Origin of the sequence: Bradyrhizobium sp. HKCCYLR20261 (genome assembly GCF_051168435.1) — a bacterium.
Classification (GTDB): Bacteria; Pseudomonadota; Alphaproteobacteria; order Rhizobiales; family Xanthobacteraceae; genus Bradyrhizobium.
In genome coordinates this window covers 245,488-266,031 of record NZ_JBNPUZ010000006.1, presented here as the reverse complement: position 1 = coordinate 266,031, position 20,544 = coordinate 245,488, and the positions used below count along the sequence as shown (strand labels likewise).

General features: G+C 64.8%; 21 protein-coding genes. 14 read left to right on the top strand and 7 right to left on the bottom strand.

Annotated features, from left to right (window positions below):
- Nucleotides 1-194: 194 nt before the first annotated feature.
- The 3 genes from ACQR1L_RS16595 to ACQR1L_RS16585 form a co-directional block, all read right to left on the bottom strand.
- Nucleotides 195-980, bottom strand: coding sequence for an outer membrane protein (locus ACQR1L_RS16595; RefSeq protein ID WP_434859008.1), 786 nt, complete (start codon nucleotides 978-980; stop codon nucleotides 195-197).
- Between the two features lie 250 nt (nucleotides 981-1,230).
- The gene (locus ACQR1L_RS16590) at nucleotides 1,231-1,986 is read right to left on the bottom strand and encodes an outer membrane protein (protein WP_434859007.1); all 756 of its coding nucleotides are present in this window, start codon (nucleotides 1,984-1,986) and stop codon (nucleotides 1,231-1,233) included.
- Nucleotides 1,987-2,179: 193 nt separating this feature from the next.
- Nucleotides 2,180-2,938, bottom strand: a complete 759-nt coding sequence (locus ACQR1L_RS16585; protein WP_434859006.1) for an outer membrane protein — start codon at nucleotides 2,936-2,938, stop codon at nucleotides 2,180-2,182.
- Between the two features lie 474 nt (nucleotides 2,939-3,412).
- On the opposite strand from ACQR1L_RS16585, the gene ACQR1L_RS16580 reads away from it, so the two are divergent.
- Nucleotides 3,413-3,907: a single-stranded DNA-binding protein gene (locus ACQR1L_RS16580; RefSeq protein WP_434859005.1), complete on the top strand. Its 495-nt coding sequence runs from the start codon at nucleotides 3,413-3,415 to the stop codon at nucleotides 3,905-3,907.
- Between the two features lie 209 nt (nucleotides 3,908-4,116).
- The gene (gene gyrA / locus ACQR1L_RS16575) at nucleotides 4,117-6,861 is read left to right on the top strand and encodes a DNA gyrase subunit A (RefSeq protein ID WP_434859004.1); all 2,745 of its coding nucleotides are present in this window, start codon (nucleotides 4,117-4,119) and stop codon (nucleotides 6,859-6,861) included.
- Nucleotides 6,862-6,944: 83 nt separating this feature from the next.
- Here the strand turns inward: gyrA and ACQR1L_RS16570 are convergent, their stop codons facing one another.
- Nucleotides 6,945-7,202: a hypothetical protein gene (locus ACQR1L_RS16570; RefSeq protein ID WP_434859003.1), complete on the bottom strand. Its 258-nt coding sequence runs from the start codon at nucleotides 7,200-7,202 to the stop codon at nucleotides 6,945-6,947.
- A gap of 280 nt (nucleotides 7,203-7,482) precedes the next feature.
- Between ACQR1L_RS16570 and coaD the strand changes: the two genes are divergently transcribed.
- From coaD to queA, 4 genes are all read left to right on the top strand, one after another.
- Nucleotides 7,483-7,977 carry a pantetheine-phosphate adenylyltransferase gene (gene coaD, locus ACQR1L_RS16565; RefSeq protein WP_434859002.1) on the top strand — a complete coding sequence of 165 codons (495 nt, stop codon included), beginning with the start codon at nucleotides 7,483-7,485 and terminating at the stop codon, nucleotides 7,975-7,977.
- 74 nt (nucleotides 7,978-8,051) lie between these two features.
- On the top strand, nucleotides 8,052-8,615 hold the full coding sequence (locus ACQR1L_RS16560; protein WP_434859001.1) for a peptidylprolyl isomerase: 564 nt from the start codon (nucleotides 8,052-8,054) through the stop codon (nucleotides 8,613-8,615).
- A 292-nt stretch (nucleotides 8,616-8,907) separates the two neighbouring features.
- The gene (locus tag ACQR1L_RS16555) at nucleotides 8,908-9,372 is read left to right on the top strand and encodes a peptidylprolyl isomerase (protein WP_434859000.1); all 465 of its coding nucleotides are present in this window, start codon (nucleotides 8,908-8,910) and stop codon (nucleotides 9,370-9,372) included.
- Nucleotides 9,373-9,573: 201 nt separating this feature from the next.
- Nucleotides 9,574-10,668, top strand: coding sequence for a tRNA preQ1(34) S-adenosylmethionine ribosyltransferase-isomerase QueA (queA, locus tag ACQR1L_RS16550; RefSeq protein ID WP_434858999.1), 1,095 nt, complete (start codon nucleotides 9,574-9,576; stop codon nucleotides 10,666-10,668).
- A 346-nt stretch (nucleotides 10,669-11,014) separates the two neighbouring features.
- Here queA and ACQR1L_RS16545 read toward each other — a convergent pair whose 3' ends face one another.
- Complete coding sequence (locus tag ACQR1L_RS16545; protein ID WP_434858998.1) at nucleotides 11,015-12,070, bottom strand: aspartate-semialdehyde dehydrogenase; 1,056 nt, start codon at nucleotides 12,068-12,070, stop codon at nucleotides 11,015-11,017.
- Between the two features lie 44 nt (nucleotides 12,071-12,114).
- On the opposite strand from ACQR1L_RS16545, the gene ACQR1L_RS16540 reads away from it, so the two are divergent.
- Both ACQR1L_RS16540 and tgt read left to right on the top strand, forming a co-directional pair.
- Nucleotides 12,115-12,279: a hypothetical protein gene (locus ACQR1L_RS16540; RefSeq protein ID WP_434858997.1), complete on the top strand. Its 165-nt coding sequence runs from the start codon at nucleotides 12,115-12,117 to the stop codon at nucleotides 12,277-12,279.
- Nucleotides 12,280-12,311: 32 nt separating this feature from the next.
- Nucleotides 12,312-13,466: a tRNA guanosine(34) transglycosylase Tgt gene (gene tgt, locus ACQR1L_RS16535; protein WP_434858996.1), complete on the top strand. Its 1,155-nt coding sequence runs from the start codon at nucleotides 12,312-12,314 to the stop codon at nucleotides 13,464-13,466.
- A 125-nt stretch (nucleotides 13,467-13,591) separates the two neighbouring features.
- Here the strand turns inward: tgt and ACQR1L_RS16530 are convergent, their stop codons facing one another.
- Entirely contained in the window at nucleotides 13,592-13,810 is a 219-nt protein-coding gene (locus tag ACQR1L_RS16530; protein WP_434858995.1) for a hypothetical protein, read from the bottom strand.
- A gap of 514 nt (nucleotides 13,811-14,324) precedes the next feature.
- On the opposite strand from ACQR1L_RS16530, the gene cysK reads away from it, so the two are divergent.
- A complete protein-coding gene (gene cysK / locus ACQR1L_RS16525; protein WP_434858994.1) occupies nucleotides 14,325-15,293 on the top strand; it encodes a cysteine synthase A in 969 nt (322 codons plus the stop codon).
- A 2-nt stretch (nucleotides 15,294-15,295) separates the two neighbouring features.
- Complete coding sequence (locus tag ACQR1L_RS16520) at nucleotides 15,296-15,535, top strand: BrnA antitoxin family protein (RefSeq protein WP_434858993.1); 240 nt, start codon at nucleotides 15,296-15,298, stop codon at nucleotides 15,533-15,535.
- 68 nt (nucleotides 15,536-15,603) lie between these two features.
- Here ACQR1L_RS16520 and ACQR1L_RS16515 read toward each other — a convergent pair whose 3' ends face one another.
- A complete protein-coding gene (locus tag ACQR1L_RS16515; protein WP_434858992.1) occupies nucleotides 15,604-15,921 on the bottom strand; it encodes a hypothetical protein in 318 nt (105 codons plus the stop codon).
- A gap of 25 nt (nucleotides 15,922-15,946) precedes the next feature.
- Between ACQR1L_RS16515 and ACQR1L_RS16510 the strand changes: the two genes are divergently transcribed.
- From ACQR1L_RS16510 to ACQR1L_RS16495, 4 genes are all read left to right on the top strand, one after another.
- Nucleotides 15,947-16,786 (top strand): response regulator, encoded by an 840-nt coding sequence (locus tag ACQR1L_RS16510; protein ID WP_434858991.1) that lies wholly within the window; start codon nucleotides 15,947-15,949, stop codon nucleotides 16,784-16,786.
- Nucleotides 16,783-17,106: a circadian clock KaiB family protein gene (locus ACQR1L_RS16505; protein WP_434858990.1), complete on the top strand. Its 324-nt coding sequence runs from the start codon at nucleotides 16,783-16,785 to the stop codon at nucleotides 17,104-17,106. Before ACQR1L_RS16510 ends, ACQR1L_RS16505 begins: the two co-directional genes overlap by 4 nt.
- The gene (kaiC, locus tag ACQR1L_RS16500) at nucleotides 17,093-18,622 is read left to right on the top strand and encodes a circadian clock protein KaiC (protein ID WP_434858989.1); all 1,530 of its coding nucleotides are present in this window, start codon (nucleotides 17,093-17,095) and stop codon (nucleotides 18,620-18,622) included. The genes ACQR1L_RS16505 and kaiC overlap by 14 nt, the downstream gene beginning before the upstream one ends.
- A 117-nt stretch (nucleotides 18,623-18,739) precedes the next feature.
- On the top strand, nucleotides 18,740-20,482 hold the full coding sequence (locus tag ACQR1L_RS16495) for an ATP-binding protein (protein ID WP_434859247.1): 1,743 nt from the start codon (nucleotides 18,740-18,742) through the stop codon (nucleotides 20,480-20,482).
- Nucleotides 20,483-20,544 lie beyond the last annotated feature (62 nt).

Sequence of the window (20,544 nt, the reverse complement as noted above, 5' to 3'; positions counted from 1 at the left end):
TGGATTGACTAGCGATGGGGAAGTCATACACGCGGGCCTCCGGTGAGGCTGTAACGCTTCAGCCACAAGGCCGAAAAAGCGTTATAAATCATATATTTATCACGAAATGGCCGCTCCGACGCCGGGCTCCTGACACGAAAAAGGCCGGCGCTGGGGCCGGCCTTCTCGAAGCGGTATCGAGCGGCGAGTTTGCCTCAGTAGCGGGTGCTCGCCGGACCGCCGAATCGATAGTTCACACGCACCGTGGCCATGTCGATGTCCTGCTTGATCGTATCGGTCCGCGCCGCCACCGTCGCCGTGGCGGGGAAGTTGATGTCGCGCGACCCCATGAACAGATGATCGTACTCGACCGCGACCGACCAGTTCGGCGCGAAGCCGAACTCGACGCCGGTGCCCACGGTGCCGCCCCAGCGGGTCTCGCTGGCGGAGTCGAGCTGCGTGCCCACGGGGACGATCAGGGCCGTGTTCGCCGTGCCGGTGTATTTGTTATGGGCCACGGCGGCGCCGCCCTTTACGTACCAGAGCACGTTGCCCCAGGCGTAGCCGACCTGGCCGGTGAACAGGCCGATGGCGTCGGTCTTGGTGGTGTTGGTCACGCCGGCGGCGAGTGCAGCGGTGCTGGCGTTGGATTTCTTGAGGTCGGTCCAGTCGCCCTGAGCTTCCACGCCGAACACCCAGTTCGCCGCCTGCCAGCGGTAACCGACCTGGCCGCCGATCAGGCCGCTGGTCGCGCTGTGGCAGCCTTCCGACTGCGTCGGGACCACCGGCACGCCAGCGACGTTGTTCAGGGTCCAGCAGTTGCGGCTCCAATCGGCGCCGCCATTGATGCCGAGATAGAAGCCGGCCCAGCTCGGCAGCGGCGTCACATAGGCCGGCGGCGGGGCCTTGTTGTAGGTGCGGGCCGCGAAGTCGGCAGCCGAGGCGGGTGCCACGCCAAGCGCGACAGCGCTGGCGGTCAAGATCAAGGTCGTCTTTTGCATGTGTCTCTCCCCAGTCCAAATCATCCCTTGCGCCGGATCCCTCCGATCCGGATCCACGCGGACGTGGCCTGGGCTGGTTGTAGGGAAGACTGTTTTCTAAAAGTTGTGACTGCGGGCGTTGGCGCCACGGATCTGACGCAGATGCTTAAAAGTTGATTAAAAATGTCTTCATGCCCTCGCGCCGACGGCAACCGCCGTGCCCGCCAGAGACGGGTCTCCCGGCTTGTCAATAGGCTGTGTACTCAGGCGCTCAGTGCTTGGAGACGACCGGGCCGCCCCAGCGATAGTTGACGCGCACCGTGGCCATGTCGACGTCCTGGCCGACCTGGTCGGTCCGGCTCGGCGCGCCGCCGGGGACTCCCGAGAAGCCGAGGGTGCGATTGCCCATGAACAGGTGCTCGTATTCGGCAGCCACCGACCAGTTCTTGGCGAAGCCGACCTCGACGCCGGTGCCGACGGCCGCGCCCCAGCGCGTGGCGCTGGACTGGTCGATCAGCGCACCGGTGGCGGTGCCCAGGCCGTTGTACTTCTCACCCGCGACCGCGGCGCCGCCCTTCACGTACCAGAGCACGTTATTCCAGGTGTAGCCGATCTGGCCGGTGAACACGCCGATGCCGTTGATCTTGGTCTGGTTGGTCACGGCCGGGGCGAGCTGGCTGACATTGCTGCCCTTGAGGTTGGCCCAATTGCCCTGGGCCTCGACCCCGAACACCCAGCCGCCCGCCTGCCAGCGATAGCCGATCTGGCCACCGGCCAATGCTCCGGTCGCGTCGTGGCAACCTTCCGCGTTGGTGGCGGCCACGCCGCCGAAGGTGACGTTGTTGGTCCAGCAGGTGCGGGCGAAGCCGCCGCCGGCATTGAGGCCGACGTAGAAGCCGCTCCAATCATAGATCGCAGCGATCATCGCAGGCGCTTTGGTGAAGGTGCGCGCGGGCAAGTCGGCAGCGATGGCCGGCGCAAGCCCCAGCGCCAGCGAAGTTGTCGCCCCCAGCAACAGACTTCTCATCGCATTCCCCAAACCTAGTCCGACGCCCGCACGCACGCTCTCACCAACGCCCACCCGCGACGCCTTGATAGCCCCTCTGACCGGAAAAAGCCGTCACCCAAACGACACAGCCGGCGAGCAAGTGTCGGGACCAGCACACAAAAAAAGGCCGGCGCGAGGCCGGCCTTTCGACAAATTCAAGTTCAGGTTGCGATCAGTAGCGCGACAGGGCCGGGCCGCCGAAGTGATAGGAGATGCCAGCCTTGACGGTGTGGATGGTGTCGTTCCACTCCGAGCGGTTGGCGGCGACCGGCGGGTTGTTGTACTGCAGCGTGCTGCGGCCGAAGTCGATGTAGTTGTACTCGACCTTGGCCGACCAGTTCGCCGCGAACATGTACTCGGCGCCAGCGCCGACGGTCCAACCCCAACGCCAATCATTGACGGAGCCGCCGAACGCCGGTCCGAGCAGGCCACGGTCGTAGCGATGCTGGAAGTCTCCGACCGAGGCACCGCCGCTGACGAAGAGCAAAGCGGGGCCTGCAGCCCAGCCGAGACGGCCCTTGATGTCGCCGAAGCCGCGCAGGTGCGTGAAGTAGGAATCGCCGAAGCCGGCGTTGATCTCGGCCGAACGGCCGTTGATGTCGGCCCAGTGGTAGTCGCCTTCGAGGCCGAACACGATGTTGTCGACCTGCCAATTGTAGCCGACCACGCCGCCGACGAAGCCGCCGTTGAAGTCGTAACGCTGCGTCGGGGTGAAGCCGACGACGTTCGGTCCACCGAAGTAGGTCTCGTCGCTGCGGCCCCAGCCGCCGCCGCCCTGCACGCCGAGATAGAAGCCGGTCCAGGTCGGGAGCGGCGCGGGCGCGGCGATCGGCGCCTTCGTGTAGGGGCGGGCGGCGAGATCAGCGGCGCTCGCGGGGGTCAGCGACCCCAACACCATCAAGCTGACTGCTCCAAGAAAAATTCGTTTCATCCCAAGGTTCATCCCAAGTCTCCCGCTTTTGGCGTCTCCACAGGGTCCCCGGAGGCGCACATTCTGTGAGTGGGTGCGACCGCGGATGCGGCCTCAATCCATCCGAAAATATACGCGATTCAACCCTCGATACCGTCTCCCAAAAGCCACAGGAGGGGAGGAAGTGAGGCGATCTAAGTTTATGTAAGTTAAAGAATTTTTGACCATTCGCGGGAACTTTTCAGGGTTCCGTTTCTCGGCCGTCGGGTTCCATCGGGTTCCATGGAACTCCACGCATGGTTGCATACACAGGCGGGCGAACAAAACTGGAACAATCGGCGCTGGCCTGCTATATGTGGATAAGCGACGAGAAGGCAGGTGGCCGGCGCGGCAACCGTATAGGGTCCGCCGCGAGAGGAAGGGGTGAGCCACCGTGGGCCGAGAGGCCGGTGGGCCACAGCCGGCCCGGTGATCTGAAAACCGCGGGAGAGTGTGATGGCGGGTAGTGTGAACAAGGTGATTCTGGTCGGAAATCTGGGCAAGGACCCCGAGATCCGGCGGACGCAGGATGGGCGGCCGATCGCCAATCTGAGCATCGCGACGTCGGAAACGTGGCGCGACAAGAACACCGGCGAGCGCAAGGAAAAGACCGAGTGGCACCGGGTGGTGATCTTCAACGAAGGTCTCTGCAAGGTCGCCGAGCAGTATCTCAAGAAGGGCTCCACGGTGTACATCGAGGGCGCGCTGCAGACCCGCAAATGGACCGACCAGAGCGGCGTCGAGAAGTACTCGACCGAGGTGGTGCTGCAGGGCTTCAACTCGACCTTGACGATGCTCGGTGGCCGTGGCGGCGGAGGCGGGGGCAACTTCGCCGACGACACGGGCGGCGGCGATTTCGGCATGAGCAGCCCGTCCTCGGCGCCTGCGCCGCGCCGCCCGATGGCAGCCGCCAGCCGCAACAGCGACATGGACGACGACATTCCGTTCTGAGGTGAAAACGCGCGCGGGAAACCCGGCTCCGGCCGGGCCGCGCGCGACGCCCGCGGCCACCGTCGACCGCAACGTAAGATCTCGTTAAGTCGCTGGAAATGCGGCTATAAAAACCTTCGCGCGGGAACGTGGAGGGGTGGCCTGCCGCGACGCGATGCGCTATATGATTCCAAGCGATTTTCGCGTGTCAAAACCGACCGGTATCCCCTTTGTCCGATAAAGAAGATGAGAAGCCCGGCGAGCCGGGCGGACCTTCCGACATTCGTCCCGTCTCCATCCTCGATGAGATGAAGCGCTCCTACCTCGATTACGCGATGAGCGTGATCGTGGCGCGGGCGCTGCCCGATGCGCGCGACGGCCTGAAGCCCGTGCACCGGCGCATCCTCTACGGCATGTACGAGAACGGCTTCGAGTGGAACAAGCCGTACCGCAAGTCGGCGCGCACCGTCGGCGACGTCATCGGTAAATACCATCCGCACGGCGACCAATCGGTCTATGACGCGCTGGTGCGCATGGCGCAGGACTTCTCGATGCGCGTGCCGCTGATCGACGGCCAGGGCAATTTCGGCTCGGTCGACGGCGACATGCCGGCGGCGATGCGCTACACGGAATCGCGCCTGACCAAGATCGCGCAGTCGCTGCTCGACGATCTCGACAAGGACACCGTCGACTTCCAGCCGAACTACGACAATTCGGAACGAGAGCCGTCGGTGCTGCCGGCGAAGTTTCCGAACCTGCTCGTCAACGGCGCCGGCGGCATCGCCGTGGGCATGGCGACCAACATCCCGCCGCACAATCTCGGCGAGGTCATCGACGCCTGCATCGCGCTGACCGACAATCCGGCGCTGTCGATCGACGAGCTCAACCAGATCATCCCCGGACCGGACTTCCCGACCGGCGGCATCATTCTCGGCCGCGCCGGCATCCGCTCCGCCTATCACACCGGCCGCGGCTCGATCGTGATGCGCGGCAAGGTGACGATCGACACCATCCGCAAGGATCGCGAGGCGATCCTGATCACGGAAATCCCGTACCAGGTCAACAAGGCCTCGATGGTCGAGCGCATCGCCGAGCTGGTGCGCGAGAAGAAGATCGAGGGCATCTCGGATCTGCGCGACGAATCCGACCGCGACGGCTTCCGCGTCGTCGTCGAGCTCAAGCGCGACGCCGTGCCGGACGTGGTGCTGAACCAGCTCTACAAGTTCACGCCGCTGCAGACCAATTTCGGCGCCAACATGGTGGCGCTCGATGGTGGTCGTCCGCAGACGATGAACCTCAAGGATCTGCTGACCGTGTTCGTGGCGTTCCGCGAACAGGTGGTGACGCGGCGGACCAAGTTCCTGCTCAACAAGGCGCGCGACCGCGCCCACATCCTGGTCGGCCTCGCCATTGCGGTCGCCAATATCGACGAGATCATCCGCGTTATCAGAACCTCGCCCGATCCCAACACCGCGCGCGAAACCCTGATGTCGCGCGACTGGCCGGCGCAGGACGTGGCGGCAATGATCACCCTGATCGACGATCCGCGCCACCGCATCAATCCGGACGGCACCGCGCGGCTGTCGCTCGAGCAGGCCAAGGCCATTCTCGATCTGCGCCTGCAGCGCCTCACCGCGCTCGGCCGCGAGGAGATCTCCGACGAGCTCGACAAGCTCGCGCTGGAGATCGCCGACTATCTGGACATCCTGCGCTCGCGCGCCCGCGTCCAGGACATCGTCAAGACCGAGCTGTCGGCGATCAAGGCCGAGTTTGCCACCCCGCGCCGCACCGTCATCGCCGAGCAGGAAGGCGAGATGGAGGACGAGGACCTGATCCAGCGCGAGGACATGGTCGTGACCGTGTCGCACGCCGGCTACACCAAGCGCGTACCGCTGTCGGCCTATCGTGCGCAGCGCCGCGGCGGCAAGGGCCGCACGGGCATGCAGACCCGCGAGGAGGATTTCGTCAGCCGGCTGTTCGTGGCCTCCACGCATACGCCGGTGCTGTTCTTCTCGTCGCGCGGCCAGGTCTACAAGGAGAAGGTCTGGCGGCTGCCGATCGCAGCCCCCAACGGCCGCGGCAAGGCGCTGATCAACATCCTGCCGCTCGAGCAGGGCGAGCGCATCACCACGATCATGCCGCTGCCGGAGGATGAATCCTCCTGGGCCAATCTCGACGTGATGTTCGCCACGACCGGCGGCAATGTCCGCCGCAATAAGCTGTCGGATTTCGTCGACGTGCGCCGCTCCGGCATTATCGCGATGAAGCTCGACGAGGGCGAGGAGATCGTCAACGTCCAGATCTGTACCGAGCGCGACGACGTGCTGCTGACGGCGGCCGGCGGCCAGTGCATCCGCTTCCCCGTCACCGATGTGCGCGTCTTCACGGGCCGCACCTCGATGGGCGTGCGCGGCATCGCGCTCGCCGAGGGCGACAAGGTGATCTCGCTGTGCATCCTGCGCCATGTCGAGACCACCTCGGACGAGCGCACGGCGTATTTGAAGATGCGCCGGGCGATGTCGGGCGACGCGACGACCGAGGAGCCGGTCGAGACCGAAAGCGAGGAGGCGGCCGCGGGTGCGATCCAGCTGTCGCAGGAGCGCTATGTCGAGATGTCGGCACAGGAGCAGGTGGTGCTCACCGTGTCGGTCAATGGCTATGGCAAGCGCACTTCGTCCTACGAGTACCGGACGACCGGTCGTGGCGGCAAAGGCATCGTCGCGATGTCCGTCAACAACCGCAACGGCAAGCTGGTCGCCTCGTTCCCGGTCGAGGACAGCGACCAGATCATGCTGGTCACCGACAAGGGCCAGCTCATCCGCTGCCCGGTCGACGGCATCCGCATCGCTGGCCGCTCCACCCAGGGCGTCATCGTGTTCAACACGGCTGACGATGAGCACGTCGTCTCGGTCGAGCACATCGGGGAGGAGACGGAGAACGGCAACGGGGCGGCTGAGCCGGCGAATGGCGAATGAGGTGCGAGTGGCGAACAGGGCGTAGCGAGTAGGGGACGAATCATAGTCCCAAACTATTCGCTATTCGCTATTCGCTATTCGCTTCACTGCGCCCGCTCGACGCCGACGACGCGGGCCTCGCGGATCGCGGTCTTGGTGCCGGCGGTGCGCAGGCAGGCGGCCTCGAAATTCGGCCAGGCCTGCTGCGAGCAGTCGCGGCCGATCGGGCGGATGTCCAGACGGTCAGCCTTGGCCAGCGGACGCGGCACGCTCGCTTCGACCTGCGGGGCAAAGCCCGGCAGGAGGGTGAGAGCGGCAGCCACGGAGCCGGCCGCTGCAATCGCAGAAAGCGCTTTGATCATGACGGTCCCCTGTCCTGGTCTCGATGTCGGGCCGTTCGCGGCCCGTCGTTCGTTAAGGATTTGATAACCATTCCGGGTTTCGGGATGCTTTCGCGCGCCGCCCGAAATGATTTCATGACACCGCGGCTGTGTTTCGCGGCCCAAGTTCCGACGAAACAATCGCGGTCAGCGGCTGCAGTTCCGGCTGGCCCGTGCGAGACGCTGCCGCGGCCATCACAGCTGCGCCAGCCGGCGGCCCGCGCAGCTTGCCCGGCTGTTCCGGCCGGTATAGGACGGACGCATGCAACGCATTGCGCTCTATCCAGGCTCGTTCGATCCCGTCACCAACGGCCATCTCGACGTGGTCCGGCAGGCGGTCCATCTCTGTGACAAGCTGATCGTCGCGGTCGGCGTGCACCACGGCAAGAAGCCGCTGTTCTCCACCGAAGAGCGGCTGACCATGGCGCACGAGGTGTTCGGGCCGGTCGCCGCCGCCGCGGGCTGCGAATTCGAGGCCTCGACCTACGACAATCTCACGGTGACGGCGGCGCAGAAGACCGGCGCGATCCTGATGATCCGCGGCCTGCGCGACGTCAAAGATTTCGATTATGAGATGCAATTGGCGGGCATGAACCAGACCATGGCACCGTCGATCCAGACGGTGTTCGTGCCGGCCTCGGTATCGGTTCGCCCGATCAACGCCAGCCTCGTCCGTCAGATCGCCGCGATGGGCGGCGAAATCTCGCACTTCGTGCCGCCGTCGGTGGTGGCTCCCCTGAAAGCCAAGTTCGTCTGACGATCCGTCGGCCGGCGCCCGCCTATCTCGGGTCGTCGACTTTCGCGTTCCCCTCTCATCCTTTCGGAGTTTCCATGATCCGAGCTATCGCTTTCGTCTTCGCTCTCGTGTTCGCGCTGCCGGCGCTGGCGCAATCGCTGCCCGCCGGTCTCGACAAGCAGAATGCGCTGGTCATCGACACCACCAAGGGCCGCATCGTCATCAAGCTGCGCACCGACCTGGCGCCGCAGCACGCCGAGCGGCTGAAGACCTTGGCGCGCGAGGGCTACTACAACAACGTGCCGTTCCACCGGGTGATGGAAGGCTTCATGGCGCAGACCGGCGACGGCCAGAAATTCGACGGCACCGGCGGCTCGAAATATCCGAACCTGAAGCAGGAGTTTTCGCAGACGCCGTTCAAGCGCGGCACCGTCGGCATGGCCCGCCGCGGCGACAGCGTCGATTCCGCCAACTCGCAGTTCTTCATCTGCTTCGGCGATGCGTCCTTCCTGAACGGCCAGTACACGGTGATCGGCGAGGTCGTGCAGGGCATGGACGTGGTCGACAAGCTCAAGAAGGCGCCTCCGGGCTCGGCGGGCGGCGCCGTGACCGATCCGGACAAGATGGTCAAGGTCCAGGTCGCCTCGGATATCAAGTAACCGCCCTCGAGACGCGGGCGGAGCAGGGCACCCGGCGCTCACGGCCGGGTTCCCGCCGCTTAAGGAACCCTTTGCCACGCGCCGTCCACCGGGTCGACAGCCGGGGCGGCTTCAGCTTTAAGCGCGTTGGGTCTATTCTGGACCCGCATCGCCCGGGCCTCGTTGTGCTCGGATTGCCGTCAGGAGGGGTGGCGGCCGCACAAGAGAAGGCGCCGCGACATTTCAGACCCCCGGACCGGACTGTCCGTTGTCCTGCCCCCTCATTAATTCAACCAGAACCTGAGAGACCAGAATGGCTGCGACCGAAAATACCTTGATCCTCGAAACCACCCAGGGCCCCGTCACCATCGAGATGCGTCCCGACCTCGCGCCCGGCCATGTCGCGCGCATCAAGGAGCTCGTCCGCGAGGGCTTCTATGACGGCATCGTGTTCCACCGCGTGATCGACGGCTTCATGGCGCAGACCGGCTGTCCGCAGGGCACCGGCACGGGCGGCTCGGGCAAGAAGCTGAAGGCCGAGTTCAACGCCGAGCCGCATGTCCGCGGCACCGCCTCGATGGCCCGCGCCGCCAGCCCGGATTCCGGCGACAGCCAGTTCTTCATCTGCTTCGACGACGCCCGCTTCCTCGACAAGCAGTACACCGTCTGGGGCAAGGTCACCGAGGGCATGGAGAACGTCGACAAGATCAAGCGCGGCGAGCCGGTGCAGAATCCGGACAAGATCGTGAAGGCGTACATGGCCGCCGACGCGGCGTAACGAACGACCCTGTTCATGAACACGCCTCACGGCGTGTTCATGCTCCTCTGTGCAGCGTCGCTCGCGGCGCTCGACCCTCATGGTGAGGAGCGTGCGCAGCACGCGTCTCGAACCATGAGGCCAACAGTCGGGCCTTATCCTTCGAGACGCGTGCTACGCACGCTCCTCAGGATAAGGGCCGATGGTCGTCCCAGAACGACGATGCGCACCGACCTCTTCGATTTCCATCTCCCCCCCGAGAACATCGCGCTGCGCCCGGCGAGCCCGCGCGAATCCGCGCGCATGCTGGTGGTGCAGGGCGACGGCGTGCTGCGTGACCGCACCGTTGGTGATCTGCCCGATTGGCTCGAGCCGGGCGACCAGCTCGTCGTCAACGACACCAAGGTGATCGCAGCCCAGCTCTCCGGCCGCCGCATCAGCCGCGAGACCGAGGCCAAGATCGAGGCCACCCTGATCAAGCGGCTCGACGGCTCGCACTGGCAGGCGCTGGTGCGGCCCGCCAAGAAGCTCGCGCCCGGCGATACGATCCGCTTCGGCAATGAGGGCAAGGTCTGCCTGCTCGGCCATCTCGACGCCACCGTCGAGGCCAAGGGCGAGGAGGGCGAGGTGACGCTGGCCTTCGTCTTCCACGGCCCGGCGCTCGACCAGGCGATCGCCGATCTCGGCCGGCCGCCGTTGCCGCCCTACATCGCCGGCAAACGGCCCGCGGACGAGCAGGACGCGGCCGACTACCAGACCATGTTCGCGGCCAAGGACGGCGCGGTCGCGGCGCCCACCGCCGGCCTGCATTTCACGCCGGCTCTGGAACAGCGCCTGCGCGACCGCGGCGTCGGGCTGCAGCGCGTGACCCTGCATGTCGGCGCCGGCACGTTTCTGCCGGTGAAGGTCGAGGACACCGAGGGCCACCGCATGCATGCGGAGTGGGGCAGCCTCACCGCCGAGACGGCTCACGCGTTGAACGAGGCCCGCGCCAAGGGCGGCCGCATCGTCGCCGTCGGCACCACATCGATGCGTCTGCTGGAGAGCGCGGCGCTGCCGGACGGCACTCTCGCGCCGTTCGAGGCGGAGACCTCGATCTTCATCACGCCCGGCTACCGATTCCGCGCCGTCGATATCCTGATGACCAACTTCCACCTGCCGCGCTCGACCCTGTTCATGCTGGTCTCGGCCTTCGCCGGCCTGGAGACGATGCAGGCGGCGTACAAACATGCGATCGAGAGCGGCTACCGCTTCTATTCGTATGGCGATGCGTGCTTGTTGTTCCGGCAGCCGGACGAACGCATCGTCGAGCCGTAAAATCTATCAGCGTCATTCCGGGGCATCGCGCAGCGATGAGCCCGGAATCCATAACCACGAGCAGGCGTTGTCGCCAAGACAAGCGCCACATCGATCTCCCGTCCCATGACCGCCTGTGGCTATGGATTCCGGGCTCGCGCTGCGCGCGCCCCGGAATGACGCGAGGGAAGAGGCGCATTGATGCTCGTGAGAGGCGACCTGTCACGGCAACCTCCGCTGTCATTCCCCGCGAAGACGGGGAATCCAGTACGCCGTGGCGGATCAGATGATCACAGGTGCCGGTGAGTACTGGATCACCCGCTTTCGCGGGTGATGACAGCGAGGGTGGAGATGCGGCCGGGCTAACTCACGCCATCGCCCGCTCGGGCAACAACTCGGCGATCTGCACGGCGTTGAGCGCGGCGCCCTTCAGGAGCTGGTCGGCGGCGACGAACATCGCGATGGAGTGGCCGGAAGGATCCGACAGGTCCTTTCTGATGCGGCCGACCAGCACGTCGTCCTGGCCTGAGGCGTCGACCGGCATCGGGAAGTAGTTCTTGGCGCGGTCGTCGACGATGCGCACGCCTGGTGCGGTGGCGAGGATGCGGCGGACTTCATCTTCCGTGATCGGCTTTTCGCACTCGAAGGTGATGGCTTCGCAATGGGCGCGCAGCACCGGCACGCGGACACAAGTCACGCCGATGGCGATGCCCTCGTCCTCGAAGATCTTGCGGGTCTCGTTGATGACCTTGGTCTCTTCGTCGTTGTAGCCGGTGTCGGGATCGATGGCGGTGTTGTGGCTGAACAGGTTGAAGGCGAACGGGTGAGGCATCACCTTGGGCGCGTAGACCTGGCCTTTGAGGTTGGCGCGGGTCGACTGCACCAGCTCGTCCATCGCGGCCGCACCGGCGCCGCTGGCGGCCTGGTAGGTCGAGATGATCACGCGCTTGATGCGGTTCTGCTGGTGGATCGGCCACAGCGGCACCAGGGCGGTGATGGCGGCGCAATTCGGATTTGCGATGATGCCCTTGTGGTCGCGGATGCGGCGGGCGTTGATCTCGGGGATCACCAGCGGCACGTTCGGGTCCATGCGGAACGCCGAGGAATTGTCGACCACGACGGCGCCGGAGCGGACCGCGATCGGCGCGAACTTCTTGGAGATGCCGCTGCCGGCCGAGAACAGCGCGATGTCGACGCCCTCGAACGAGCGCTCGTTGAGCTCCTCGATCACAATCGTCTGGCCGCGAAAGCTGAGGGTCTGGCCGGCCGAGCGGGCGCTCGCCAGCGCCTTCAGCTTGCCGACACGGACATTGCGGCGGTCCAGGGTGGCAATGAACTCGGCGCCGACGGCGCCGGTGACGCCGACGATGGCAATGGTGGGATCGTGAGGCACGTGGGGAGTCTCCGGTTGAAATTTGGGCATAAAAAAAGCCCCGGACCTTCATCAGGCGGGGCTTCGGTTCGAAGATGATCGCGATCGAGGTCGATTACGCGCGCACGCCTCCCGAGGCCCGCAAGGGCTTGGTGATTTTCGTCGTGCGTTTGGTCGAGGTCGACATGATCAGGGACCATAGGGGCGGTCGGAACCGCCGTCAACGCCGTTATCGGCCGAACGCCGCCGATGGCGGTTGAATCGGGGGCCGTCCTGACGCAATAAGCCGGCCATGAGCTCCCCCGGCGATCCACTCCCCAACCATTTCGAACTGCTCGGCACGGACGGCGCGGCTCGCACCGGCCGGCTGACGACGCCGCATGGCGTGGTCCGCACCCCCGCCTTCATGCCGGTGGGCACGGCCGGCGCGATGAAGGGCATTCACTGGCGCGACGTGCGCGAGGCCGGTGCCGATATCGTGCTCGGCAACACCTATCATCTGATGCTGCGTCCTACGGCGGAGCGGATCGCGGCGCTGGGCGGCCTGCAGCGCTTCACCGGCTGGGGCGGGCCGATGCTGACCGATTCCGGCGGCTTCCAGGTGATGTCACTGTCGGCCCTGCGCAAGGTCACCGAGCAGGCCGTGACGTTCCGCTCGCATATCGACGGCGCCAAGATCGAGCTGTCGCCGGAGCGGGCCATCGAGGTGCAGCGCCTGCTCAACTCCGACATTGCGATGCAGCTCGACGAATGCGTGCGGCTGCCGGCGGAGCCCGCCGACATCGAGCGGGCAATGCGGCTGTCGCTGCGCTGGGCCGAGCGCTGCCGCCGCGCCTTCGAGAGTGCGCCTCCCGGCTACATGCTGTTTGGCATCGTCCAGGGCGGCGATCTCCCGGCTTTGCGCCAGGCGAGCGCGCAGGCGCTGGTCGACATCGGCTTCCATGGCTATGCGATCGGCGGACTTGCGGTGGGCGAGCCACAGGCGGTGATGCTGGAGATGATCGAGGCCACCGTGCCGGCGCTGCCGGCCGACCGGCCGCGCTATCTGATGGGCGTCGGAACGCCCGACGATCTGTTGGAGTCGGTGAAGCGCGGCGTCGACATGTTCGACTGCGTGCTGCCGACCCGCAACGGCCGCCACGGCGTCGCCTATACGCGCTTCGGGCCGGTCAATTTGCGCAACGCCCGTCACGCCGATGACCCGCGTCCGCTGGACGAGGAAAGCCCATGGCCGCCGGCGCGCGGCTACGCGCGCGCCTACCTGCATCACCTGATCAAGGCCGGCGAGGCGTTGGGGGCGACACTGCTGTCGGAGATCAACATCGCTTATTTCCAGCAACTGATGGCCGGAATGCGCGAAGCCATTACCCAAGGGCGGTTCACGGAGTTCTACGACCGCACCAAGGCGGATTGGGCGCGGGGTGACATCGCGCCGCGCGTCAATTGATGGCGTGGTCGTTCGGGAGCCATGACGGCGCGGGACAACTGGTAGGGGTGGGCCTTGCGGAAACACCTGACGGCGCTCCGGCGCGATGGCTGCGGCATCGCGCCCTGGAACGGTCCATCGCCGCCTCAGTTGCAGACGAAGCGGCTCTTGACGGAATGCTTGGTGACGAAGCCGTAGCCGCAGGTGTCGCAGGTCCAGAGATAGCTGATCGCGTTGTCGGCCAGATACGCGGACGCCTCCGCGGCAATCATGGAATCGGCGCAGACCGGGCATGTCGGCAAATCGCAGCCGCGCGGATTTGGGCGGGGCGATGCGGTCGACACGAGATCAGCGAGTGCTGACATAGTGACCTCCTGGGCGATCTCTTTGTTATGAGCTGCGTTTGAATGACGTCAGCTTTGCATGTGGCAACTTCGAACGAGTCAGGTCCGACAGGTCGAACGTCCGCGGATATCAGGTCCGTCACACAAAGAGTTTGTCTGGTGGTCTGTTGTTTTTGTCTATGACTGCAGCGCCGTTCGGTGCGAACGTTCTGCTTGTATCATTCCAAAGATGACATCTTGCTGATGCCGTCCATCGATGCGGTCTTGTGATGCCGTCGCGCCGATTCCGCTCAAGCCTCTGCCACCGCCGAATCAGTACCGTAAATCTTCGTCCTACTGAAGTCTAACCTACACCGCGTTCATTGACCTTGTCGCAACACAAATGCGTTGGTTTTGCGCAATTTTGCGACGACTTGTTGTGCAATGCCGCGATGGCGAGGTCGCGTAAACGTGCTTGCGCAGCGCAGCAGGCTCGCTGAAGATGGTCAGTGTCATTGTCGATATCGCGCGCCCGATGCGCGCAAGGAGTGATTTCATGGACTCGCAAGCTGCGACACAGCGTCCCGGACGCGGGCGTGTTTTCGATTCAATTATCGAGGCTTTTGGCAATACGCCGATTGTGCGGTTGCGAAAGCTGCCTGAGCAGCATGGCGTGAAGGCGACCATCCTCGCCAAGTTGGAATATTTCAATCCGGCAGCGAGCGTGAAGGACCGCATCGGCGTCGGCATGATCCTGGCGATGGAGCAGGCCGGCGTGCTCAAGCCGGACTCCGTGCTCGTCGAGCCCACCTCGGGCAACACCGGCATCGCGCTGGCCTTCGTCGCGGCGGCCCGCGGCTACAAGCTGAAGCTGGTGATGCCGGAGTCGATGTCGGTGGAGCGGCGCAAGATGCTCGCCTTCCTCGGTGCGGAGATCGTGCTGACGCCGGCCGCGCAGGGCATGAAGGGCGCCATTGCGACCGCGGAGGAGCTGTTGCGGACAACGCCGAACGCGGTGATGCCGCAGCAGTTCAAGAACCTCGCCAACCCCGACATCCATCGCCGCACCACGGCGGAGGAGATCTGGAACGACACGGCCGGCAATATCGACATCTTTGTCGCCGGCGTCGGCACCGGCGGTACCATCACCGGCGTGGGCCAGGTGCTCAAGTCGCGCAAGCCGGGCCTCAAGGTGGTTGCGGTCGAGCCGGAGGAGAGTCCGGTCTTGTCGGGCGGCCAGCATTCGCCGCACAAGATCCAGGGCATCGGCGCCGGCTTCGTGCCCGATATTCTCGACCGCGCCGTGATCGACGAGATCGTCAAGATCAACAGCGCGACGGCGATCGAGACCTCGCGCGCGCTGGCGCGCAACGAGGGGATCCCTGGGGGCATTTCCTCCGGCGCGGCGATTGCGGCCGCGCTCGAACTCGGCAAGCGGCCGGAGAATGCGGGCAAGACGATCCTGGCGATCGTGCCGTCATTCTCCGAGCGCTATCTGTCCACGGCGCTGTTCGAGGGGATCTGATCATGGCCGATCAGCCGCGGCGTCCCCGCACCCTGGCCGACGCCCGCACCGAAGCGGAAGCGGCATTCAAGAAGGTCACCACCAAGCCGGTCGAGGCGCCGCCGAGGAAGGCGGCTGTCCCGGGGGTGCGGGAGCAGGTGACGTTGCGGATCGATCAGGACGTGCTCGAGCATTTCCAATCCGAAGGTCCTGGCTGGCAGGACCGCATCAACGCGGCTTTGCGCAAGGCGGCGGGTCTGTAGCTGGACAACGATGTGCCGGGCCTGACGGCGGAGCGAGTCTCGGTCCGCGGGGCTCGGCATTGCCGAACTCATCGCTTGAATTTTTCGTTGCGGTCGACCGTGCTGTAAGCGCGGAATCGTGCGTCGTCATCCCTGATTACCATTGACGTCGAGATGCCGCTGACGGTGTTTGCGAACCGTCCTTTCCCGTTGCGCAGTGGTAAATTGGCGCAGTGCACGTGATGATGGAACTTCTTCTTCTCATCGTCCCCATCCTGATCTATCGTCGCTGCAAATCGTCTTTCAAAGTTCTCTCGCGTTTCCCACCCGGCGAAGCGGCGATGTCGTGAAGAGCAGGCCTCTGCCGCGCGTCGTCTGACATGCTGGAATTGTCCCGACTGAGCCATTTCGACGCCTCTCCGGGAGCGTCTCATGAGTCCCGAGGCTGAGCTTCCAGTTCGTGTGCTGCTCGTCGAAAGTGGTCCGGCGAGCGGACAGATGATGCGGGATGCGATCTCTGGCCACTTGATGATGGATGGCTGTGAATTGTTGTCCGTTGCAACAATTGCCGAAGCGCAGGTCATGATGGCGCAGCAGCCGATCGATGTGGTCGTGCTGGATCTGGGCGAATCCAACGCGCACGGCGTCCGCGATGTCCAGGATCTCAGAGCGGCCGGTCAGGACATCCCGATCATTGTCGTCAATGGAGCGTCCGATATCGAGGCCATGAGAGCCTATGTGCAGGCTGGCGCGCGCGACTACCTCCCGACGGCGGACGCCGGACCTTCGTCGTTGCGGCGCGCAGTGATCCATGCCACCGGGCGGCGCCGCCAGGATCGCATCGACGACAACCGGCGCTCGCTTGCCAACGATCGAGGCATGTCATCGGCCGGCCGCGCCACCAGCGTCACGGCGCAGTTCGCCGGACACGGTTCGATCCGGGAGCGCAACCCGCGAGCCTTCGACAGCCTGGTCGAGCAATATCTGGCGCTGTTCAAGGAGTATCTGGACCCGCGTGCCGACCACCATGTCCGGCCGCTGCCCACGATGGAGAGGCTTGCGACAGGGATCGGCGATGAAGGCGGCGGTCCGCGCGATCTGCTCGACCTCCACGTCGTCGCACTCGAGAAGGCGATCGGCGGGACGACGGTCGAGCGAACGAGCACGCTGGTGTTCGAAGGCCGGTTGCTCGCCATCGAGATGATGGGGCTGCTCGTCGACTACTACCGGCTCGGACACCGACGTCGCATTGCACCGGGAGATAGGGGATGACCCTGCAGCTCGGATTGTTCGTGACCGGCCAGACCTCGAATTCGCTGCGGGCGATGGAGAACCTGCGCAGAATCGTTCAGCAGGAGCTGAACATCCCTTGCGAGATCGACATCATCGATGTGCTGGAACATCCGCAGATCGCCGAAGACGAGAAGATCGTTGCGACACCCACGCTGGTGAAGCGCCATCCGGGTCCGGTGCGAAAAATCATCGGCGATCTCAGCGACACCAGGAAGGTCCTGCTGGGACTCGGGATCCTCCAGAATTCGTCGACGGTGCAGCTTGGAAAGGAGGAGGGGACAAGGAATGAGCGGGGTTAAGGCTGTCGAACTCGAGAAGTTGCGGACGGGAATTGCCGGATTCGACCAGATTTCGAACGGTGGACTACCGCTCAATCGAAGCACATTGATCGCCGGCACGGCCGGCAGCGGAAAAACCGTGCTTGCGCTGCAGTTTCTCGTCATGGGCGTGAGGACCTGCGGCGAGCATGGCGTCTGTGTCACCTTCGAGGAGGCTCCGGAAGACCTGATGCGCAACGTCGCGTCGTTCGGCTGGGATTTCGAGAAGATGAACCGCGACGGCCAGATCGCGATCGTCGATGCCACCCCGGAGCAGGGCGAGGAGGTGCTTGAGGCCGGCAACTACGATCTGTCGGCGCTGATGGCCCGGATCGAGAATGCGATCCGCAGGGTCAACGCCAAGCGGGTCGTGTTCGATTCCGTCGGGGCGCTGTTTCCTCAGTTCTCGGACTCCAACGTCGTGCGTCGAGAACTGCACCGGATCGCCAGCGCGCTGCGACTTCTTGGCGTCACCACCATCATCACCATGGAGCGTCTCAACGAGGACGGCGGGCTGGGGCGTTTTGGCGTCGAGGAGTTCGTCGCCGACAACGTTCTGCTGCTGCGCAACCGGCTCGAGCAGGAGAAGCGCCGGCGGACGATCGAGATCCTCAAATTCCGCGGCGCTACCCATCAGAAGGGCGAATATCCGTTCACGGTCGACCACGCCGAGGGAGTCGCGATCATTCCGCTGTCGTCGATCGAGTTGAAACAGCGTTCGAGCGACCTCCGGGTGTCCTCCGGCGTGCCCGAGCTGGATCAGATGTGCGGCGGCGGCTTCTATCGCGATTCCATCATCCTGGTGAGCGGTGCCACCGGCACCGGCAAGACATTGATGGTCACGCACTACCTCAAGGCCGCCATCGAACGCGGCGAGCGTGCATTGCTGATCGCGGCCGAGGAGAGCCGCGAGCAGTTGACGCGCAATGCCTCCAACTGGAACGTCGACTTCGATTCAGCCGAGAAGGAAGGCCTTCTCCGCATCATCGCAAGATATCCCGAGACCATGGGGCTGGAGGATCACCAGCTCTACATCCAGCGGGAGATCAACGAGTTTCAGCCGAGCCGGCTGGCGGTCGACAGCCTGTCGGCATTCGAACGTGCAGGCTCGCCGAAGTCCTACAGGGAATTCGTCATCGCTCTGACGAGCCATATCAAGAAGGTCGGCATCACCGGTCTCTTCACCAACACGACATCGATGCTGATGGGCGGCGAGTCGATCACGGAGACCCATATTTCGACCATCACCGACATGATCTTGCTGCTGCGCTACGTCGAGCTCTACGGCATGATGCGGAGGGGACTGGCGATCTTGAAGATGCGCGGCACGCAGCATGACAAGGACATCCGCGAATATGTCATCGACGGCCACGGCATGCATCTGGTCGCGACCTTCCGCGATGTGCATGGCATTCTGACGGGGGCTCCCACCTACATGTTCACGCGGGAGCGCGACCATCTTGCTGAGATGTTTGCCAGCCCGCAACGTGAGTCCTAGGCAGGGACGTTCCTCATGCACGCATCACACTACCGAGTGCTGGTGATTGGTGGCGAGTCCGCGCCAGCCTTACCCCCGTCGGCAGGAGGTGATGGCGAGAACGGATCCGTGATCGACATGAGCCGGGTGGCGACGATCGCGGAGGCGCGTCGCAGGCTCGAGACCGCCTCCTACGACACCATCCTGATGAACCTGGCCTTCGCGCAGGCGATCGATGCTCTCCCGGACGATCTGCAAGCCCTGGCCTCCGCGAGCCCAGTCCTGCTCTACAATCAGCCCGCGGATGCGCGCGCCGGCGGCCCGGCGGAGCTCGGGTTGCCACTCATCGGGTCGGCGAAGCAGGCCTTGCCGCGCGACTACCGCCACTTCGGCCAGTTGTTGGAGGCCGTGCCGGACGCGCTGATCGTCACCAATCAGGACAACGAAGTCGCGTTCGTCAACCGGGCGGCCCGCGAGCTGTTCGGCAAGGCGCGTGACGACTTCATCGGTGAGAGAGTGAGCTTTGCGGTCCGAGAAGGTGAGATCTCGGAGATCGAGGTCTATCGCGGCAAGGTCGTCCGGCGCTGCGAGCTGCGCGCGTCGCGTTGCACATGGGAGGGGGCGCCGGCCCAGCTCCATCTCATTCAGGACGTGACCGAGCAGAAGCGGCTCAACGAAGAGCTTCGACAGTCTCAAAAGATGGAGGCTGTCGGGGTGCTGGCCGGGGGGATCGCGCACGACTTCAACAACCTGCTCGTCGTGATGATGGTCTATGCGGAGATGCTGCGCGAGGAATGTCAGGGCGACGACCCCCGCCTGCCCGACGTGATGGAGCTGATCAAGGCGGTCGATCGCGGGCGCGATCTGACGCGGCAACTGCTCGCGTTCTCGCGCAAGCAGCCGGCAACGCTCGCGCTCGTCGATCTCGGCGCCACCCTGTGGGATCTGCAGAAGATGTTCAGCCGGCTGCTGCCGAGCAACATCGACATCAGCACCGAGGTCGAGCAGCAGTGCTGGCCGGTGATCGCGGACCGCGTGCAGATCGAGCAGCTCATCATGAACCTTGCCCTCAATGCCCGCGATGCGATGCCCTCGGGCGGCCAACTGACGATCGCGGTGGCCAACACGACCATCCAGCGCAGCGACGAGGGTGTCGAGCCTGGTGACTATGTCATGATGACGGTGAGGGACACCGGCATCGGCATTCCTGCCGATGATCTCGAGCGCATCTTCGATCCGTTCTTCACGACCAAGGTGCGCGGCGGCGGCACCGGCCTTGGGCTTGCGACCTGCTACGGCATCGTCAAGCAGGCGGGCGGCAGTATCGCCGTCAGGAGTGTGGTCGGCGAGGGGACCAGCTTCGTCGTGCTGTTGCCACGCGCGAACGGAACGATCCAGACCGAGGCCGCGCCGGCTCCCTTGGTTCGGGAGACCCGGGGCGGCGAGCGGATCCTGCTGGTCGAGGACAATTCTCTCGCCCAACGCGCGACGGCCTCGATGCTGCAGCGCGCCGGATACTCGGTACAGTCCATGGCCAATGGCGAAGAGGCACTGCGTTTTCTTCGCGATCACGCTGATGCCGTTGACCTGGTCCTGAGCGACGTGGTCATGCCGCAGCTCAGCGGGCCGGAACTCGCCCGGCAGCTCTCGCTGTCTCATCCTGATCTGCCGGTCGTTTTCATGACGGGTTACTCGAACGATCCGATCATCGCCGATGCCGGCGAGAATCGGATCGGCGGCCGGCCGACGATCATGAAGCCGTTCAAGCGCGAGGAACTGCTCGCGTTCATCGGCGACGCCATCGAACGCAAGCGCCGCGTCGAGGACCGCCGCCTCGACCGGCCGATCAACGGGCCCCCGACCGCGGGAGCTCCATCGTAGCGGGTGCTCTCAGCAAACAGGGTGTCATCCGGCGCCATGATGTCGCGGCTGGATGACGCGCC

Excerpts from the sequence above, each read along its gene's own strand:
- ACQR1L_RS16595 (WP_434859008.1), bottom strand. The coding sequence starts at position 980 with ATGCAAAAGACGACCTTGATCTTGACCGCCAGCGCTGTCGCGCTTGGC.
- ACQR1L_RS16590 (WP_434859007.1), bottom strand. The coding sequence starts at position 1,986 with ATGAGAAGTCTGTTGCTGGGGGCGACAACTTCGCTGGCGCTGGGGCTT.
- ACQR1L_RS16585 (WP_434859006.1), bottom strand. The coding sequence starts at position 2,938 with ATGAAACGAATTTTTCTTGGAGCAGTCAGCTTGATGGTGTTGGGGTCG.
- ACQR1L_RS16580 (WP_434859005.1), top strand. The coding sequence starts at position 3,413 with ATGGCGGGTAGTGTGAACAAGGTGATTCTGGTCGGAAATCTGGGCAAG.
- ACQR1L_RS16570 (WP_434859003.1), bottom strand. The coding sequence starts at position 7,202 with ATGATCAAAGCGCTTTCTGCGATTGCAGCGGCCGGCTCCGTGGCTGCC.
- coaD (WP_434859002.1), top strand. The coding sequence starts at position 7,483 with ATGCAACGCATTGCGCTCTATCCAGGCTCGTTCGATCCCGTCACCAAC.
- ACQR1L_RS16560 (WP_434859001.1), top strand. The coding sequence starts at position 8,052 with ATGATCCGAGCTATCGCTTTCGTCTTCGCTCTCGTGTTCGCGCTGCCG.
- ACQR1L_RS16555 (WP_434859000.1), top strand. The coding sequence starts at position 8,908 with ATGGCTGCGACCGAAAATACCTTGATCCTCGAAACCACCCAGGGCCCC.
- queA (WP_434858999.1), top strand. The coding sequence starts at position 9,574 with ATGCGCACCGACCTCTTCGATTTCCATCTCCCCCCCGAGAACATCGCG.
- ACQR1L_RS16545 (WP_434858998.1), bottom strand. The coding sequence starts at position 12,070 with ATGCCCAAATTTCAACCGGAGACTCCCCACGTGCCTCACGATCCCACC.
- ACQR1L_RS16540 (WP_434858997.1), top strand. The coding sequence starts at position 12,115 with ATGATCGCGATCGAGGTCGATTACGCGCGCACGCCTCCCGAGGCCCGC.
- tgt (WP_434858996.1), top strand. The coding sequence starts at position 12,312 with ATGAGCTCCCCCGGCGATCCACTCCCCAACCATTTCGAACTGCTCGGC.
- ACQR1L_RS16530 (WP_434858995.1), bottom strand. The coding sequence starts at position 13,810 with ATGTCAGCACTCGCTGATCTCGTGTCGACCGCATCGCCCCGCCCAAAT.
- cysK (WP_434858994.1), top strand. The coding sequence starts at position 14,325 with ATGGACTCGCAAGCTGCGACACAGCGTCCCGGACGCGGGCGTGTTTTC.
- ACQR1L_RS16520 (WP_434858993.1), top strand. The coding sequence starts at position 15,296 with ATGGCCGATCAGCCGCGGCGTCCCCGCACCCTGGCCGACGCCCGCACC.
- ACQR1L_RS16515 (WP_434858992.1), bottom strand. The coding sequence starts at position 15,921 with ATGGCTCAGTCGGGACAATTCCAGCATGTCAGACGACGCGCGGCAGAG.
- ACQR1L_RS16510 (WP_434858991.1), top strand. The coding sequence starts at position 15,947 with ATGAGTCCCGAGGCTGAGCTTCCAGTTCGTGTGCTGCTCGTCGAAAGT.
- ACQR1L_RS16505 (WP_434858990.1), top strand. The coding sequence starts at position 16,783 with ATGACCCTGCAGCTCGGATTGTTCGTGACCGGCCAGACCTCGAATTCG.
- kaiC (WP_434858989.1), top strand. The coding sequence starts at position 17,093 with ATGAGCGGGGTTAAGGCTGTCGAACTCGAGAAGTTGCGGACGGGAATT.
- ACQR1L_RS16495 (WP_434859247.1), top strand. The coding sequence starts at position 18,740 with ATGAGCCGGGTGGCGACGATCGCGGAGGCGCGTCGCAGGCTCGAGACC.